The 16,678-nt window shown below is 43.2% G+C and carries 15 protein-coding genes; 6 read left to right on the forward strand and 9 right to left on the reverse strand.

The genetic code is table 11. The annotated features are described in order from the left end of the window. Window positions 1-35: 35 nt before the first annotated feature. Window positions 36-785, reverse strand: coding sequence for a class I SAM-dependent methyltransferase (locus tag AC0VYE_RS14050; RefSeq protein WP_475448719.1), 750 nt, complete (start codon window positions 783-785; stop codon window positions 36-38). A 333-nt stretch (window positions 786-1,118) separates the two neighbouring features. On the opposite strand from AC0VYE_RS14050, the gene AC0VYE_RS14055 reads away from it, so the two are divergent. Both AC0VYE_RS14055 and AC0VYE_RS14060 read left to right on the forward strand, forming a co-directional pair. After that, window positions 1,119-2,213, forward strand: a complete 1,095-nt coding sequence (locus AC0VYE_RS14055; RefSeq protein WP_475448720.1) for a glycosyltransferase family 2 protein — start codon at window positions 1,119-1,121, stop codon at window positions 2,211-2,213. Next, entirely contained in the window at window positions 2,210-2,824 is a 615-nt protein-coding gene (locus AC0VYE_RS14060; protein ID WP_475448722.1) for a glycerol-3-phosphate acyltransferase, read from the forward strand. Before AC0VYE_RS14055 ends, AC0VYE_RS14060 begins: the two co-directional genes overlap by 4 nt. Window positions 2,825-2,921: 97 nt before the next feature. On the opposite strand, the gene AC0VYE_RS14065 is transcribed toward AC0VYE_RS14060, so the two are convergent. Continuing rightward, complete coding sequence (locus AC0VYE_RS14065; RefSeq protein WP_475448724.1) at window positions 2,922-3,383, reverse strand: VOC family protein; 462 nt, start codon at window positions 3,381-3,383, stop codon at window positions 2,922-2,924. Between the two features lie 205 nt (window positions 3,384-3,588). Between AC0VYE_RS14065 and AC0VYE_RS14070 the strand changes: the two genes are divergently transcribed. Then, complete coding sequence (locus AC0VYE_RS14070; protein WP_076268095.1) at window positions 3,589-4,437, forward strand: methyltransferase domain-containing protein; 849 nt, start codon at window positions 3,589-3,591, stop codon at window positions 4,435-4,437. A gap of 169 nt (window positions 4,438-4,606) precedes the next feature. Further along, complete coding sequence (locus AC0VYE_RS14075) at window positions 4,607-4,864, forward strand: hypothetical protein (RefSeq protein WP_475448726.1); 258 nt, start codon at window positions 4,607-4,609, stop codon at window positions 4,862-4,864. Between the two features lie 148 nt (window positions 4,865-5,012). On the opposite strand, the gene AC0VYE_RS14080 is transcribed toward AC0VYE_RS14075, so the two are convergent. Next, window positions 5,013-5,870, reverse strand: coding sequence for an SDR family oxidoreductase (locus AC0VYE_RS14080; protein ID WP_475448728.1), 858 nt, complete (start codon window positions 5,868-5,870; stop codon window positions 5,013-5,015). Window positions 5,871-5,964: 94 nt separating this feature from the next. Then, window positions 5,965-6,984, reverse strand: coding sequence for an alpha/beta hydrolase (locus AC0VYE_RS14085; RefSeq protein ID WP_475448730.1), 1,020 nt, complete (start codon window positions 6,982-6,984; stop codon window positions 5,965-5,967). Window positions 6,985-7,289: 305 nt separating this feature from the next. On the opposite strand from AC0VYE_RS14085, the gene AC0VYE_RS14090 reads away from it, so the two are divergent. Next, the gene (locus AC0VYE_RS14090; protein ID WP_475448732.1) at window positions 7,290-8,741 is read left to right on the forward strand and encodes an amidase family protein; all 1,452 of its coding nucleotides are present in this window, start codon (window positions 7,290-7,292) and stop codon (window positions 8,739-8,741) included. Between the two features lie 224 nt (window positions 8,742-8,965). On the opposite strand, the gene AC0VYE_RS14095 is transcribed toward AC0VYE_RS14090, so the two are convergent. From AC0VYE_RS14095 to AC0VYE_RS14115, 5 genes are all read right to left on the reverse strand, one after another. After that, the gene (locus tag AC0VYE_RS14095; protein WP_076268099.1) at window positions 8,966-9,175 is read right to left on the reverse strand and encodes a YrzA family protein; all 210 of its coding nucleotides are present in this window, start codon (window positions 9,173-9,175) and stop codon (window positions 8,966-8,968) included. A gap of 52 nt (window positions 9,176-9,227) precedes the next feature. After that, complete coding sequence (locus AC0VYE_RS14100) at window positions 9,228-10,601, reverse strand: sugar porter family MFS transporter (protein WP_475448734.1); 1,374 nt, start codon at window positions 10,599-10,601, stop codon at window positions 9,228-9,230. A gap of 233 nt (window positions 10,602-10,834) precedes the next feature. Beyond that, the gene (locus AC0VYE_RS14105; protein WP_475448735.1) at window positions 10,835-12,169 is read right to left on the reverse strand and encodes an AraC family transcriptional regulator; all 1,335 of its coding nucleotides are present in this window, start codon (window positions 12,167-12,169) and stop codon (window positions 10,835-10,837) included. After that, the gene (locus AC0VYE_RS14110) at window positions 12,144-13,595 is read right to left on the reverse strand and encodes a sensor histidine kinase (RefSeq protein ID WP_475448737.1); all 1,452 of its coding nucleotides are present in this window, start codon (window positions 13,593-13,595) and stop codon (window positions 12,144-12,146) included. Before AC0VYE_RS14110 ends, AC0VYE_RS14105 begins: the two co-directional genes overlap by 26 nt. After that, a complete protein-coding gene (locus tag AC0VYE_RS14115) occupies window positions 13,592-14,587 on the reverse strand; it encodes a sugar-binding protein (RefSeq protein WP_475448739.1) in 996 nt (331 codons plus the stop codon). Before AC0VYE_RS14115 ends, AC0VYE_RS14110 begins: the two co-directional genes overlap by 4 nt. Window positions 14,588-14,745: 158 nt before the next feature. On the opposite strand from AC0VYE_RS14115, the gene AC0VYE_RS14120 reads away from it, so the two are divergent. Then, window positions 14,746-16,482, forward strand: a complete 1,737-nt coding sequence (locus tag AC0VYE_RS14120; RefSeq protein ID WP_475448741.1) for a hypothetical protein — start codon at window positions 14,746-14,748, stop codon at window positions 16,480-16,482. Window positions 16,483-16,678 lie beyond the last annotated feature (196 nt).

Raw genomic sequence — 16,678 nt, forward strand, 5'->3', positions numbered from 1 at the left:
AAAGGGATACCCATAACCGGGTATCCCTTTCTATTTTATTTCCTTGCTGTAATCATAAATCGTTCTGAATTTGTTCTGATTCCTTTTTCTGTTTGGTTGTTTTTAATAAATTGTTGAAGGATTTGAAAATCTGTCTCGGATTGTCCGAAGTTCGGAATAATTGGCGTGTGTTTCAATAGAAAAATGAAGTCTTCAGCCGTCTCAAAATAATCGGTTGCGTTGTATTCAAATGACTGAATGTCTGTGAAGCCTGCATCAGCTAACTCCGCAATATATTGATTTTTCAAGACACCTTTTTTTGTACCAAATGACTGTCCTCTTCCGAATGCCTCTTTAAGGTTGAGCTTATCGTGCTCACTAACCTGTTGGGTGAAAAATACACCATCGTTCACCAATACTTTTGCGATTTCTTTGGCAGAAAATGCGGAATGTCTGCAAGAGACTACATTGAAAAAGTGGTCAGGAAAATCGAGCTTCTCCGCATCCATTTGTAAAAAGCGTATATTTGATTTATTTGATTGTTTTAAGTTATTTAATGCGGTCTCAATCATGCCTGTGGAAAGATCAATGCCAATTAAAAGCAAAGCTGAATCCGCTAATGATAATAATGCTTCCCCGCCGCCAGTGCCGATATCAAGCAAAAGATCAGACTTCTTGCACGACTGGATGACTTCATCATAAAAATCCCATGCGACTCCTTCTGAGACAGATTTCACTTTGCTGAAATCCCAACCGTTGATTTTCCCGACTTGATCATAAAATTGTTTGTATTCTACTGCATTCATATTTCTTCCACCTTCCAATGAGGATAATAAAAAACGAATGGATTGCTGCCGATATACGTTCAAAATTTAGATTCATGTGGTCAGAAGGACAGACGATCCCCTCTGCAGCTGGCACGCGTTTTATCCAGCCCGGAAACTAATTACTTCGAACCATTCGGAAAGACATTCCATTCACCTCGCTTGAAAGATTGTTCTCATTATATGGCGAAGTGAGCTTATCAATCAAGCCATCGTGCAAAAAGTACCGTTCCCATATGGATGGAGGAATCAATGAAACTAAAATAATACAGACGGCCCCTTCATATACATAAATACATGAGGGGGGATTAGAAAATGTGGATGCTCATTCTAATGCTAGTCGGATGTCTCTCTGGTTTTTTTCTGTTCAGAAAAAACACTCTGACCGTCACGAATCAGACAGATCAGAGCGTGCGGAAACTGTCCATTATTATTCCAGCTAGAAATGAAGAATGTAATTTACCACATTTGCTTGAATCCCTTAAGTCGCAAACGGTTCAACCCTTTGAAATTATTGTGGTAGATGATTATTCCGATGATCGAACCAAAGAAATAGCTGAAGGCTATGGGGTCAAAGTGATTTCAAACAGCAGCCTCCCTAAAGGCTGGACAGGTAAGAACTGGGCGGTATGGAATGGATATTTGCAGGCCTCTGGTGATATGTTTGTATTTTTAGATGCGGATATAAGACTGGCGCCTAACGCCTTGGCTTCATTAATAAAGGCTAGGGAGCGATCGAAAGGTGTAATTTCTGTTGTTCCTTTTCATCACACCGAGAAGCTATATGAGAAGCTTGCTTTGATTATGAATGTGCTTGGGATATTTGCGTTTACATCGGTCTTTGAAAAGAAAAACCCAATGAAAGGGCTCTATGGCTCCTGCATTGTCGCTTTAAGGGAGGATTACGAAAAAATCAATGGCCACGAAAGCGTAAAATCTGAAGTGCTGGACGATTTGTTTCTAGGCTCGAAATTTATGGCAGCGGGGGTTCCAGTCACTAATTTTATCGGATATGGCTTGGTTTCATTCCGCATGTATCCGCAAGGCATTCAAAGCGAAATTGAAGGATTTAGCAAAGGGGCGGTGTTAAGCACTTCGACGCTTAGTCCGTGGACGATTATTCCGATAGCTATTTGGGTGGTAGGATTGCTTCTATCGGAAACGGTGTTTATATTTGCGAATACCTCATGGGCTTTGCCTCTCTTAATCGGTTATTTCGTCTATTTGATTCAATTATTTTACTTCACGAAGTATGTAGGTGCTTTTGGGCTCGTTATTCCGCTGCTCCATGTTTTTGCTTCGTTATTTTTTATCATTGTTATGCTTTATTCCATGTATCAGGTGGTTATTCTAGGGCATGTAAGCTGGAAAGGCAGGCACATCCGGGTAGGGGGCAAGAGGGACCTATGATCATATTATGGATTGCGGGTTCATTTCTATCGGGTTCTCTTATGTTTTCGTACTGGCTTGGTCTACTTCGCAAAAAAAACATAAAAGCGGTTGGCGACGGCAACCCTGGTGCTTTGAATCTTTGGAAGTCATCTGGATATAAATTCGGTGTGGTCGGTATTTTATTGGATTTTTTGAAAGGGTACTTGCCAGTGCTTTTTATAATGGGAAGCAGCTATAATCATAGTTATCTAATCGTTCCGCTTGCCATCGCGCCTGTCGCAGGGCATGCCTTTTCTCCTTTCCTGAAAGGGAAGGGCGGCAAAGCTATTGCTGTCACATTTGGTATATGGAGTGCGCTCACGGGGTTCGAGGTTTCTTTGGTTTATGCCGTAATTCTAGCGCTGATGGCCGGTGTGAGCCGTATGATATATAAAAATAAGCCTAAATCCACTGAGGCGGATGGCTTGCAGGTTGTGGTTGGCATGCTGCTTCTTTCCGTTTATTTGTATATAAGGATGTTCTCGGCTGCCATACTCCTCGTATGGCTTGGAAATTTTGCAATTCTTGTTTATAAGCACAGAGTTGAAATAGGGAAGTCGTGGAAAAAAGTATATGACAAAGGTGTCTAAAATGAATAAGAGATTGTCTCTTAAGGTGATGCCTTCCGAGACAATCTCTTTAATTATCTTCCCCCCAAACGAGTCTTCATCTGGTGTTGTATTTATACTACGAACGGTGGTTTTCTCGCATAGCGCCCAATACGATGTGATAACCATCAGGGTCTTTGATATAAGCGTTTTTAAATTCGTGATTGCCGTGAGCATCAGTAAACGGTTCGACAGCAATATGTCCGCCAAGCCTACGCACTTCCTCAATAAGTGAGTCCAAGTCATCCCAGCTCACATGAATAAATGTGTCCCATCCATAGTCGGGGCCTTCCCATTCCGTTGGGTAGTCTGGACGTTTTTGTGAGCGTGCATTAGGTCGTACATCTTCTGGGGAAACCGCCTGTTGTAGAATCACGGTCATTCCGTCTCGTTCCGCATGTCCCCAGTTATCGATATGGCAGCCGAGCATATCACGGTAGTATTCCTGGGATTTCTTTAAGTCCGAGACCAGCCGCACTTGGATGGTGTGACCGAATTTTGCTTTTTGACCTGTAAGTGTCTTTGCAGCTTGCTCGCTCATTTTATTTCTCCTTCGTCACCAGAAATTTTTCTAAGCATGCCTGACTATATTCGTTTATTCACCAAAGTTTTCCTGCAAGATGGTTTGAAAAAGGGATCGGAGTTGTGATTGATCCTGATGGAAACCGAATAGAAAATAAATAGGCGTTATAACATGGTAAAATGAAAAATAGAGATTCGAATTCAAGCGGTTGGAAAGGGGATTTATGGACAACGACGAAACGATTCAAACCATTGTGAACTGTATGGCTGTTATTGGTGAGGATACTTCGATACAAAAAATACAGACGGAGCATCGACTGAAATTAGCACAATTTTGGGGCATAACAAAAGGCAGTAGAGTGCTCGAAATAGGCTGCGGGCAAGGGGATACAACAGCAGTTCTTGCTTTTTTGACTGGAGAAAGCGGCTATGTTCAAGGGATTGATATTGCTTCCCCTGATTATGGAGCTCCGATCACATTAGGTGAAGCTTATGAGCATTTGAAAAGATCTGAGTTAGGAAATCGACTAGAAATGAGCTTTGAGGTTGATATTTTATCCAATAAGATAAATTATCCTGATCAATCCTTCGATTTTATTGTATTGTCTCATTGCTCATGGTATTTAGAATCGTTTGAACAATTAACGAGCATTATGGAAAAAGTGAAGAAATGGGGGAAACAGCTTTGTTTTGCTGAATGGGATTTAAGAGTTCAATATCCGGAGCAAACTCCTCATTTCTTAGCGGCTTTAATCCAAGCACAATGTGAATGTTTTAAGGAAAACAGCTCGTCTAATATACGCACGCTATTTTCTCAAAGTGATATTCGAAGTATTATAGTGAATGCTGGCTGGGATATAATTGATGAAATATCGATATATTCCTCGGAGTTACAAGATGGCAAATGGGAAATTAATATGACATTAGAAGATTATCCACATGAGTTGAAAGCTCTTACCAAAATACCAAGCAAGCTAAAAACGCTCATTAACTCGGAGATTGGTTTACTTCAAGAAGCGGTGAAGCAAGATCATACAAAACCGTTGTCGACTTTTGCATTGGTTGCACGATAATGTGAATGCTGGAAATGAATATTTATACGTTTGTAACGCTAGCTTGAATATAGATAAAAGTCCAAATCTATAAAACAATCAAATGTCTGGTTACAAAAGATAGAGTTGGTTCATATGTTGTAAGTATCTTCTAGAGGAGGTATTACAAATATGCCAAAAGAAAAGAAAAATGCAAAAAACAGCTCAACAGGCAATCGTAGCGAAGGAAACCGTACAGGCGGTAACCGTACCGGTGGAAATCGCACGGGAGGCAATCGTACAGGTGGAAATCGCACGGGAGGAAACCGTACAGGCGGTAATCGCACGGGAGGAAACCGTACTGGTGGAAACCGTACTGGAGGAAACCGTACAGGCGGCAATCGCACGGGAGGAAACCGTACTGGTGGAAATCGTACCGGAGGAAACCGCTCAGGCGGCTATCCTTTAGGTGACACAGCCCCAGGCAACGAAGTTTAATTGATGCAGATCAAGCTATAGTTTTGTAGAAGCTATGCTTGAACAAGATGGCAGCTCATGACTCTTAGAGAAATGAGCTGCTTTTCTTTTCAAAGATTCATAGGATGCGGCTGAGCGACTCAACCTTTACCCTTGCGCGTCATTTCAGCCAGCTCATCCCATTGCTTATCGGACACCTCTGCTAAGCTGTTGAATTGCCCTGCACCTTGCAGCCACTCGCCGCCATCAATCGTTACAACTTCACCATTCAAATAATGTGCGAAATCCGAAACTAAATAGGCGGCTAAATTAGCTAGTTCTTCTTTATCGCCAACACGTTTTAAGGGGATGCGGCTTATCATCTTCTCCTCAAGCTCAGGAGTGGGAGAAAGGCGAGACCAGGCGCCTTCTGTCGGAAAGGGACCTGGTGCAATCGCAACTTGGCGAATGCCGTAAGGTGCCCATTCAACGGCGAGCGATCTTGTAAGCGCAAGAACGCCAGCTTTTGCAGCAGCGGAAGGTACAACATATCCCGAGCCGGTAGAAGCATAGGTGGTGACGATGTTCAACATCGTACCGCCTCTTCCTTGTTCAATCCACCGCTTGCCCATCTCCAGAGTCGTATAAAAGGTGCCGTGTAAAACAATATGTAAGATCGTATCTACTGCTCTTGGAGAGAGCCTCTCGGTAGGACTGATGAAATTTCCTGCAGCGTTGTTGACGAGGATATCGATATGTCCAAAATGGTTCTCGACGGCTTCAATCAGCTCATGAACTTGTGATGGATCGCGAACGTCACAGCTTTTGTAGTAAACGGTGCTGGTGGGCAAGCTCATTTCTTCAGCCGCTTGCTTCAATACTGCCTCACGGCGGCTGGCGATTGCGAGTTTAGCGCCTAACGCAACAAATTTCTCACCCATGGCGCGTCCAAGTCCGGTCGCTCCTCCCGTTATGAGAACGACCTTACTTTGCAATAAATCGTTTGCAAATGGTCCCAAATGCACACCCTCCTCTGAATCAGAATGATTCTGTCTGTATATTCATATCAGGGAGTGGTATAGGTTATGTGCAAAATAAAGAATCATTTAGACACTATCCATTCATAACATATCGACTGAGAAATGCCGCCACTTTTTGTTCATAGGCTGTTGTATCCGTACCATAGGACATGCCGTGACCAGCACCCTCGGCGATATAAATATCTTTGTCAGCTTTACAAGCTTCATAAAGCCTCCACACCATTTCTGTAGGTACAAAAGTATCGGCGGAACCATGAATAAAGAACATGGGCAGCTTATTTTTATCCAGCTGCTTGATTGCAGATGCCTCCTCGAAGCTATAACCTGCTTTAAGGCGGGTTAATAAGCTAGTTGCAGGTAAAATCGGAAAAGCAGGCAGCTTGTACATCCGCTTTAGTTGATAAGAGAGCTGATCGGTAACGGACGTATAGCCGCAGTCCTCCACAATGACCTTGACTTGTTTTGGAACGTTTTCACCGCTTACCATCATCACAGTCGCTCCACCCATCGAAATGCCGTGCAGCACGATTTGCACCGATTCACCAAGTTTCTGTACGACCTCGTCTATCCAAAGGAGATAATCCTTCCGATCTGGCCAGCCGAAGCCGATGTAATCGCCTTCACTATCGCCATGACCTCGATCATCAGGCATGAGCACGTTATACCCAAGCCTGTCATAATAAAATTTAGCGAAGCTGCCCATATCTTTCCCTTGCGAGGAATAGCCGTGTGCAAGAATGACGGTTTTGGACGTCAAAGTTTTGGCTTCAAGGTAATAGCCGACCAAGGAGAGACCGTCACTTGAAGTAAGGTGCCAAATTTCATATGCTTGTTTTTCTATCCATTCTACCCCTATAGCCTCAACCGGTGTTGGTCCAGTTTCGTCTGCTAGCGCAATGGCAGCTTGATCATCCGTTTCCTTTTCTCCGTGAATTTGCGCTAAATCCTGATTATTGCTTAAAAATGCTTTGGAGTTTCGTTTGATTGCCACGTAATAGAAATAATAACTAATCACGGTAAGTAAACCGATAAAAAGGACCGCCAAACCTCCTATTCCAAGTACAATTCTGCTCATCAGCATCGTCATAGTCATTCATTCCTCCAAGTAGGCGGTTATGTGTGAATTTGTTCTATGTCTCTATCATACTGAAGAAAGCTGCTAAAAGGGAGCGGATTGTTGAATTAATGGTTTGAGTGTGGAGAATATAAAGGTATTGCCAGCTTCTTTATGGAATCAATCGTTATTATTGTTTCTTTTCTAATGAAAATCATTCCTTGTCTGAAATATTTCTTGTCTAAGCTCATTAGCTTGCTTTTATCAATGATGTTCATTACCAAAAAATAGTATATACTAGGCTCATATCGTACATATTCGGGTTGATGAGGGGTATAAGAGGCATGGAAATCGTAGAGGCAACCATTTCGTCCATTCAAGCCGCTTTGGAATCTGGCGAGATCACATCTCGCGAACTTGTACTATTTTATTTTGACCGAATTGCAACGCATGATAAAGATGGACTCACGATAAATTCGGTGCTTGAGCTTAACCCCGATGCTTTATTTATAGCTTCTGCATTAGACAGCGAACGAGCTGTCCAAGGCCCAAGAGGTCCGCTTCACGGCATCCCCATCATGCTCAAGGATAATATTAATACAGGGGATAACATGCATACGAGCGCTGGCTCGCTTGCGCTTGCCAATTCCTATGCGGGAGTAGATGCTTTTATTGTAAAAAGGCTGCGCGAAGCGGGGGCCATTATATTAGGGAAAGTGAATATGACGGAGTTTGCTAACTTTATGACAGATGGAATGCCGTCTGGCTATAGCTCACGGGGCGGCCAAGTTCTTAATCCTTACAACATATCTACGCCGACAGGCGGATCAAGCGCTGGTTCAGGCGTCGCGGTGGCTTGTAATTTTTGTATGGCTTCGATTGGCACGGAAACCTCAGGATCGATCTTAAATCCAGGCAATTTAAGCTCAACCGTGGGCATTAAGCCGACCGTTGGACTGGTGAGCCGATCAGGCATATTACCACTCTCAAACTCACAGGATACTGCGGGTCCAATGGCAAGAACCGTAACGGATGCAGTGATCTTATTAAACGTTATAACGGAGCATGATGACAGGGATGCTGCAATGGGTGCGGGGTACTTTAAAAAACATAAGGATTATCGTGTTTTCCTTGATCCGAAAGGTCTTGAGGGTGCACGAATTGGCATTCCTAGAGATTATTTTTTTGAGGAATTAACGGACGAGCAGCTAGCCATATTTAACGACGCAGTAGAGGTGATGAGAAAACAAGGCGCGGTCATCATTGACCCGGCTGATGTAAGAACTGCTAGGCAAATCGTTTATTCATCGGTAGTGCTGAATGAATTCAAATCCTCGATAAACGCATATTTGTCCAAGCTGCCTCCAAACGGCAAAATTCGCTCGCTCAAGGACATAATTGCTTTTAATAACGAGCATCCGGTTGAAACCTTGAAGTATGGACAGTCTACTCTGCTGTTAGCAGAAACGACGACTTCAGGTACGCAGACTGAGCTTCCTTATCTTCGAGATCGGCTTGCAGATCTCCGTTTATGCAAGGAAGAGGGAATAGATGCGACGATGAAGGAGCATCAGCTTGACGCGCTGCTTTTTCCTGCTGACTTTGGTGCAAGGATTACATCGCGTGCAGGTTATCCATCAATTGTCGTGCCAGCTGGCTATACTTCAAAAGGAGTGCCATTTGGTGTGACATTCGCTGCGAGGGCTTTTGAGGAGCCGATGCTCATTAAACTCGCCTATGCATACGAGCAGCACAGCAGGATGAGGCGTCCGCCTTCATTAAAGAGCTTTATTTAATGGGATAGGACGAGATGCCGCATCTCGACTATTATACGTTTGACGGAGATTTGACTCAGAGATTTTTAAGCACGTAACAAGCAAAAACGCCTTAGGCGTTCTTTAGACGCTGTGTAGCTTAGATGGTGAAATATAAGATAAGTATGAGAAAATGATATCCTTTCCTATATTTTAAAAAATCCTCTCGACTGTTGGAGTCGGGAGGATTTGTATGCCTTATAGCGCTATTTCTTCGCTTTAAAGTGAACAACCGCACTATAAAGCATCTTTTCGATTTTAGGATTAAAAACAGCATGATGGCTGACGTGGAACACCTCTAGCAGCAAACCTTTATTATTTTCAATTTGCTGATCGATTTTTAACTCTAGCGTCTTCAAGTCATAGGCTTCAAAAAATTCGATCTTATTTTCAATTAAATCTAGTCGGAAGTCCATTTGTTTATCTCCTATAAATAGATTTATAACCTAAACCCATTATACAGAGATATTACTTCGCCCACAAAGCTTCAATTTCTTCAAGTGATTTTCCTTTGGTTTCCGGTACAACACGCCATGTAAACAAGAAGGCGAGCAAGGCCATGCCGCCATAAATCCAGAACGTAGCGGCTGGTCCAGCAGAGCTAAGCATAGGCGGAAACGACTGTGAAACGAGATAATCCGCTGCCCAGAGCGCCATTGCAGCAATAGCCGTCGCTTTTCCGCGAATACGGTTAGGGAAGATCTCAGACATGATGACCCATACGACCGGTCCAAGCGAAATAGCAAATGAAGCCACATACAATAAAATAAAAATAAGCACGAGTGGACCTGCTGCATGTCCCGTTTGAAAAGCGATGCCTATAACAATCAAACAAATTGTCATAGAAGCCGAACCAACGAGCAGAAGCGCTTTGCGTCCTACTTTATCAATGAGCCATAGAGCAACGAGGGTGAACAATAAGTTGATAAAGCCGACCAAAATCGTTTGGATCAATGAAGCGTTTGTTCCTGCGCCTGTTGCTTTGAAAATTTCTGGCGCATAATACATGACGGCGTTGATGCCTGTCACCTGTTGGAGCACAGCAAGTCCAACTCCTACAATTAATGCAATTCGAAGCCCAGGAGAGAATAGCTGCCGAATCGAACCGCTCTCTTGCTCGAACGAATGCTTAATATCGATCACTTCTTTTTTGGCGAGCTCTTCGCCGTGAATACGTAATAAGATCGGAAGAGCTGCCGCTGCGCGCCCTTGCTTGATCAGCCATCTTGGGCTCTCGGGCACAAAAAATAGCAAAATCAAAAACAACAAACCAGGTATAGCGCCAACCCCGAACATCCAGCGCCAAGCGGAGGCGATGCCCCATGCTTCGTCACCTGAGCCGGAAATCCATAGGTTTACGAAATAAGTAAGAAAGATGCCTGTAACGATGGCGAGTTGGTTAAGTGCAACAAGTCTGCCGCGATATTTTGCAGGTGCAATTTCGGCATTGTAAAGCGGGCATAACGTAGAGGTAATTCCGATTCCGATTCCACCAATAATCCGAGCTATAATAAACGCGGAAAAGGTATCCGGAACAGCTGAGCCAATCGAGCTGATAATAAATAGAGTCGCGGCAGCAATAAGTACCTTTTTACGTCCGAAGCGGTCTCCCAAAATACCAGACATCGCCGCGCCGACAATACAGCCAATAATTAAGCTCGATACAGCCCATCCCACTTGAAGCTTAGATAAGTCGAATCGATCCTCCATAAAACCGACAGCACCTGATACGACTGCTGTATCGAATCCGAATAATAATCCGCCAAGAGCGGAAACAATGGAAACAAGCGTCACAAATTTCATGCTTACTTGTTCATTTTTGTTAGTAATCGGCATTTCCATATCCGTTTCTCCTCTCTGTCAAAAACCTTTCCTGCGTGAAAACGAACTTTATTATAGCATGCAAAAAGAGCGAATCCGCTCGTAAAAACCTGCATTAATGAGTGTTGTTCCCGCATTTATTTTAGACATTGCAAGCACAGGGAAACGAATAAAGAGAACTAGCATTTTGTTGTCATCCCAGCACAAAAAAGTCCATGTCGTTGCAGCATGGACTTTACTTTTTTGCTCATTTTTTATCCCCGGTAGTCGGAGGGGGGGACGCCGGTCACTTTTTTAAAGACACGGCTGAAATAGTTTGGATCATTATAACCGACCTCAAAGCAAACTTCCTTTAAACTCAGTTTTCCAGTTGCCATTAACGCTTTCGCCTTTTCGATACGAAGGGTAGTGACATATTCGATAAAGGTTGTGCCTACTTGCTGCTTAAATATTTTACTGAAATAGTGTGGGTTTAGATGAACGGATTCGGCTACCTCTTCGAGTGAGAGGTCCTTCGTATAGTTGTCTTGAATAAAACGTTGTGCGCGGTCTAGCACGGATTGGGTTTGCTGCTCCCGCTGCTCTCGAATACGCTGCATTGCTGAGATAACATACGCTTCAGGTATAGCTTCCACATGTTCATGCTGCTTGTTATTACGATTCAGTGAAGGGACTGCACCATGTATCAATTCATCAAAGTGGCATATCTTGCCACATTGCTCATAATAATTGGAAGCAAATACAGCCTCGAAATAGGATTTGCGCAAACCCTCAACACCCGAGCGCGTTTTTCCGATGCCGACTAAGATGTCAACCTCAAGCTGACGTGCTGCGATCGTGCATAGTTCTTCACCTAAAGCGGTTCCGGCTGCCTTCCAATCTGCGTCCACAACAGATTTATCATGATTGATGAAGATGGCCATATGACGATCAATTAAGGAGCTTACAATACTATTCGTTAAAGATGATTTGATAAAGCTTCTAATCGTATCGTAAACTTTTTGCTTGGGATTAGCTTTGACATGCTCGGGAAATGCGATCACGATCGCACAGCCTTGTCCTAGTGGAAAGCTGAGCCATTCTGATAATTGCTCGATATCGGTATTTGTAACATGATCAACCATAAACATCATAGCGAGTTCATTTTCTGCTAAAGGCATTAATTGAGAAACTTTATGCCGCAGCTCTAGTTCGTCTGAGCGTTTCCTCTTCTCCAGCTCGAGTTCCTGTATGAGCTGCTGAAGCGTATGTATGATTTGCTCGCGTTTGGCAGGCTTGACTAAATACTCTTTCACTCCGAGAGAAAGAGCTTCTTTGGCATATGCAAAATAATCATAAGCGGTCACCATGACGAATTTCACATCAGGCAAGGTATGCTTGATTTCGCGTATCGCTTCTAAACCTTGAATGCCGGGCATATTGACATCCATAAGTGCGATATGGGGGCGATATTCCTCTGCTTTTTCTATCGCGACACGTCCATTCTCGGCATGGATTATTTGAAAGGTATTCGGGAGCATTCGTTCAATGATCAATTCCAAGCCTTCCCGCTCAAGTGCTTCATCATCCGCGATTAATAGTCGGTACATGTATGTTTTCACCGTCCTCTCTGACAGGTATTCGGATTGTGACTGTCGTTCCGATGCCCCGTTCGCTTTCAATATCGACTAATCCATGTAGACCATAAAATAGTTGGAGGCGCTTAAACACATTTTTTGTGCCAAGGCCTGTTGATTGTTCGGTGAATGCGCCAGCTTCCATTCGGAGCAGCGAATCTCGAATCTCTTCCGTCATACCGCTGCCATTGTCGGAAATGGAGATACATACATGATGCTGATCACGCTTTATTTCAAGTCGGATCTTCGCTCCATTCTCCATACGTTCAATGCCATGAACAAAGGCGTTTTCTACGATGGGTTGAAGCGTGAGCGCAGGAATGTGATATGACAATGCAGATGGGTCGATATCCTTCACCAGCTGAATGCGGTCGCGAAAGCGTGCTTGTTGAATAGTGAAGTACTCCTCTACATGTGTTACCTCATCTCTGAGCGTGACCGCATGCTCCAGATTGCGCAAGTTATATCTCAGTAAATTGGACATCGAAATAATGAGATCACTTGTTTTCTCGGCTCCTTCAATGAGCGCTAGCTTGGATAACACATTAAGCGTATTAAAGAGAAAATGCGGATTAATTTGGCTTTGCAGCGCTTGCAGCTCTAATTCCTTTACGAGTCGATCCTTCTCCAGGCTTGCTTTATCCCGCTCCATCAATTCGAGGAGGTCGCTCGACATTTGCTCGAATGCGCCTGATAATACGCCAAGCTCATCCTTGGCTTGCAGCTCGTTTGAGCTTTGCTTTAGATGTCCCTTGGAGATCTGCTTCGCACGTGAGACAAGACTGCTTACAGGTCCAGTAATGCTGCGTGAAATCCATATGGCAAGTAAAATGCTCAGCAGAGTGTTCGTTATGAAGACGGCGGCACCGAGCCAATACATGCGTTTATTTTCTGCTTGAATCTGCTCATATACAGGTTCATAAATGTTTAACTCCAATTCAACCAGCTGCTGGCTGTCCTCTTGTATGAAGCTTGCTGTCCTTTCCGCATTCTCGTATTGAGTGAGCGACACCTTCGACCTTTCGGCAGAAGCTGCAATGAAAGCGTCTTGCTGCTGCTCCAAAAAAGTATCTAACAGATGAACGTAGCTAGTAATAGTGGAGGAAGATATGGAAACATTCGACTTTTCTTGGAGCAGCAAGCGCAGATCCTGAAGTCCCACTCGACTATGATCATATCGCTTTTTATTGCTGTCGTCTGGATTAAGCAAATAGCTATGCAGCGTACTTAAGTTGTTCTCTACAACCTTGGAGGACTGGTTGTACAAAAGGATACGATCGATCATTTGATTATAGCTTTGCTGAACCATCTTTCCACTTTGAAATAAAAAGAACGTAACCAAATTAATGAGCAGAACGAGTAATGGGATGAAAATGAGCAGCTTAGTCCGAATAGTCATGGGCTGGTTTCTCCATTTTCTTGAACGAAGGGCTTCTGGCCTTGTACCGATATTTTCGTATAATGCTGCACAGGAAGCTCCTTGCCATGGAGGTAATCGTTTAACTGCGATACAGCTTCATTGCCCATGTCGTAAGGCTGCTGAACAATGGTTGAATGGATGATTCCACTGCGAATAAGCTCCAAAGTTTCATCGAGCGCATCAAATGCAAAAATTTGCAGGCCTTTTGGCCGAATGCGTTCAGCGGCCTCCACGATGCCGATCGCATCGAGTGCGCTTAATCCGACCATTACATTCAGATGTGGATAGTGCTGAAGCAGTTCCTCTGTTTCCCCTGATGCTTGGAGGCGTGAAATGTTTGAGGAGCGCACCTCGACAAGATTCAGCTCGGGGTAACGTGAAATAACCTCTCGAAATCCAGCAAGCCGCAGCTGCTGATTGGGGGCTTGCTCGTTTCCGATTAAAGCGGCGATTTGCCCATGATTTCCAGCCGCTTCGGCAACCAATTCACCCATAACTTTGCCGGCATCGAAATTGTTTGTGCCGACATAAGAGAGCCTGCGGCTGCTAGGAGCATCTGTATCAATCGTTAAGACAGGAATGCCATAGCTAATCGCTTTATTAATTAAATCGATATACTGCGGGTCGCTAAGCCCCTGTACGAGCAGCGCATCAGCTTTGGCTGCAATAGCTTTCTCCAGCAGCTTCATTTGCTCCGCGGGATTAATGCGAAACGGTCCTGTATATTCAAGCTCCATCCCAAATTCAAACGCTGCATCTTTTGCACCTCGTTCAATTGATCGCCAATATGGATTATCGATTTCTTGGGAGATGAGGACAATGTGATAAGGAGGTTTCTGGCTTACCTCGCTTGAGAGAATTGGCTGCAGCAGATCCTTTATCCGAAGCGTGGAGAGAAAGAAGCTTAGCAGAAGGCTGGAAAATACAATAAACAGAATGGCAATGCCTATGTTCCATTTATGATTAGACATTATACAACTCCCTTACTGCGTCCATTTATATCGGATTATTATACAAGAACAGCCGAATAATCAAAAGCTGCAGTGAAAATGAGTGATATTGAAGCTATACAACATACAACTAAATCATTATAATTTAGTAAAATTACGGAAAAAGAAAGGGGTTTATTATGGAGCATCATCCGCCTAATGCCCAAAGCAATCTACATAACCAATTACATGATCCAGACAGTCTTCCTCAGAGAATATGGAAGTTCAAGCTGCATTACTTGATCGTCATTCCCGCTCTTATGCTCATATTGATTTTTAAGCTGCTTCCATTTGCTAACGGTATAATTCTATCGGTTGTCGACTACAAAGTTTTTGTTGGCCTATTTGAGAGTTCGTGGGTAGGCTTTAATCATTTTGCCCAATTGTTTAACGATGAGAACTTCCTAAGGGTAATTGTAAATACATTTATTATCAAAACGGGTTATACACTGGCTAGCGGATGTATCGCATTCCTTTTGGCGCTTGCTCTGAGCAATATTCGTTACAAGTGGTTGAGAGGGCTGTTCTCGTCTTTATTTCTTATTCCTTTTTTCATTCCTTCTATTGTTTTTGTGTATATTTTCATTTATATACTGTCGATAAGCACATCTCCCTTTCTAACCTCGGGGACACTGATTTTGGGGGATGAGACATTATTTCGACCGATCATTGTATTCGTTGAAGTGTTAAAAACATGCGGTATTCCGATCATCATCGCGCTTGCAGCTATAGCCTCGAAGCATGCTTCAGTGAACCGGCAAGAAACGGGGCTTGCAGGCATCGGGAATAGCTACCTTGTAATGAATGTGATTCCAGCACTGAAAGCGGTAGCTGCTTTTATGGTGCTGCAGCTGTCTGCCATCATGTCCACGGACTATGAGCTCATTAGAAGCTTGCTGAATCCCTTGGTATCGAAGACAGGAGAGACGCTTGACGCTTATATTTTTCAATTAGGTTTTTTGATGATGAATGTAAGTCCTTCCGCTGCTGCGGGCATTTTTCAGTTTGCGGTTCAACTGCTCTTTACGATCATCGCTTTTTTCATTGTAAAAAGACTGTTTTTAAAGCAATTATTCCGTAATCACACTGGTGCAGCGGACATTAAAACAACGAATAATGGACGCAGCATAATTGGGATTGTGACAGCTTGCATATATTCAATCGTTGTCATTTTTTTACTGTATATGCTGTTCATCTATCCGTTTACTGGAACCGGAGAAGCAAGGCAATCGGTGTGGAGCTTCATATCGTTTTGGAACGTTTTTTCTTATTCAGTCGTTAACTTTGTTGCTGTAATTATATTTTTATTGATGACTGTCACACTCGCTTATCCGCTGACTGTCAAACATTTGCCAGGGCGCAGCCTGTATAAGTTGTTTCTTCTTATCGTCATTTCGATGGGAAGCGGGATGATTAATGAGTACCTATTCGTACGGAGCCTGGAAATGGTCAATACGATTATTCCGCAAATGATATTCGGCTTTTTTAATTTAGCGGCGGTTTTTGTTCTCAAAAGTATTTTCAACAGTAGATACGCCGACTTAAAGGCTGAGGCCGAGCTGTCGGGAAAAGGGGAACTGCATACGTTTTTCACTCTGTTTATCCCGAAAATATGGAAGCCATTGCTTGCGCTTGGTTTGCTCCATTTCGTCGTATTATGGAACTCATACTTACCAGCGTTAATTTATATTTCTAATATGGAGCTGCAAACACCGATAATGAAATTAGTACAGTTAGCAAGCTCAGGAGGAGAAATGGACAGTACATTAATGCTGCAGCTTGGAGCATTGACAAGCCTGCCGTCAGTTATGTTATTTCTTATATTCCGGAGATGGCTGACTTCCGAGATATTTATCGGTCAGATCAGAAAGCTTTAGCATTATATTTGGAGGAAGCTTGGCTAAGGCCAGCTTCCTTTTTTTGATATCAATGAGGATTCACCATATATTAGAGTAACTTAATAGTTAACTATATAATAGGTTTATCACGGGTTTTCAAAGTAATAGTTGACAAACAAGTTAATGAAGACGTATTCTTGTTACGAAATGGTTGTTATTTCAGTTTATAATTAAC

It is taken from the genome of Pristimantibacillus sp. Z349TD_6 (assembly GCF_056173205.1).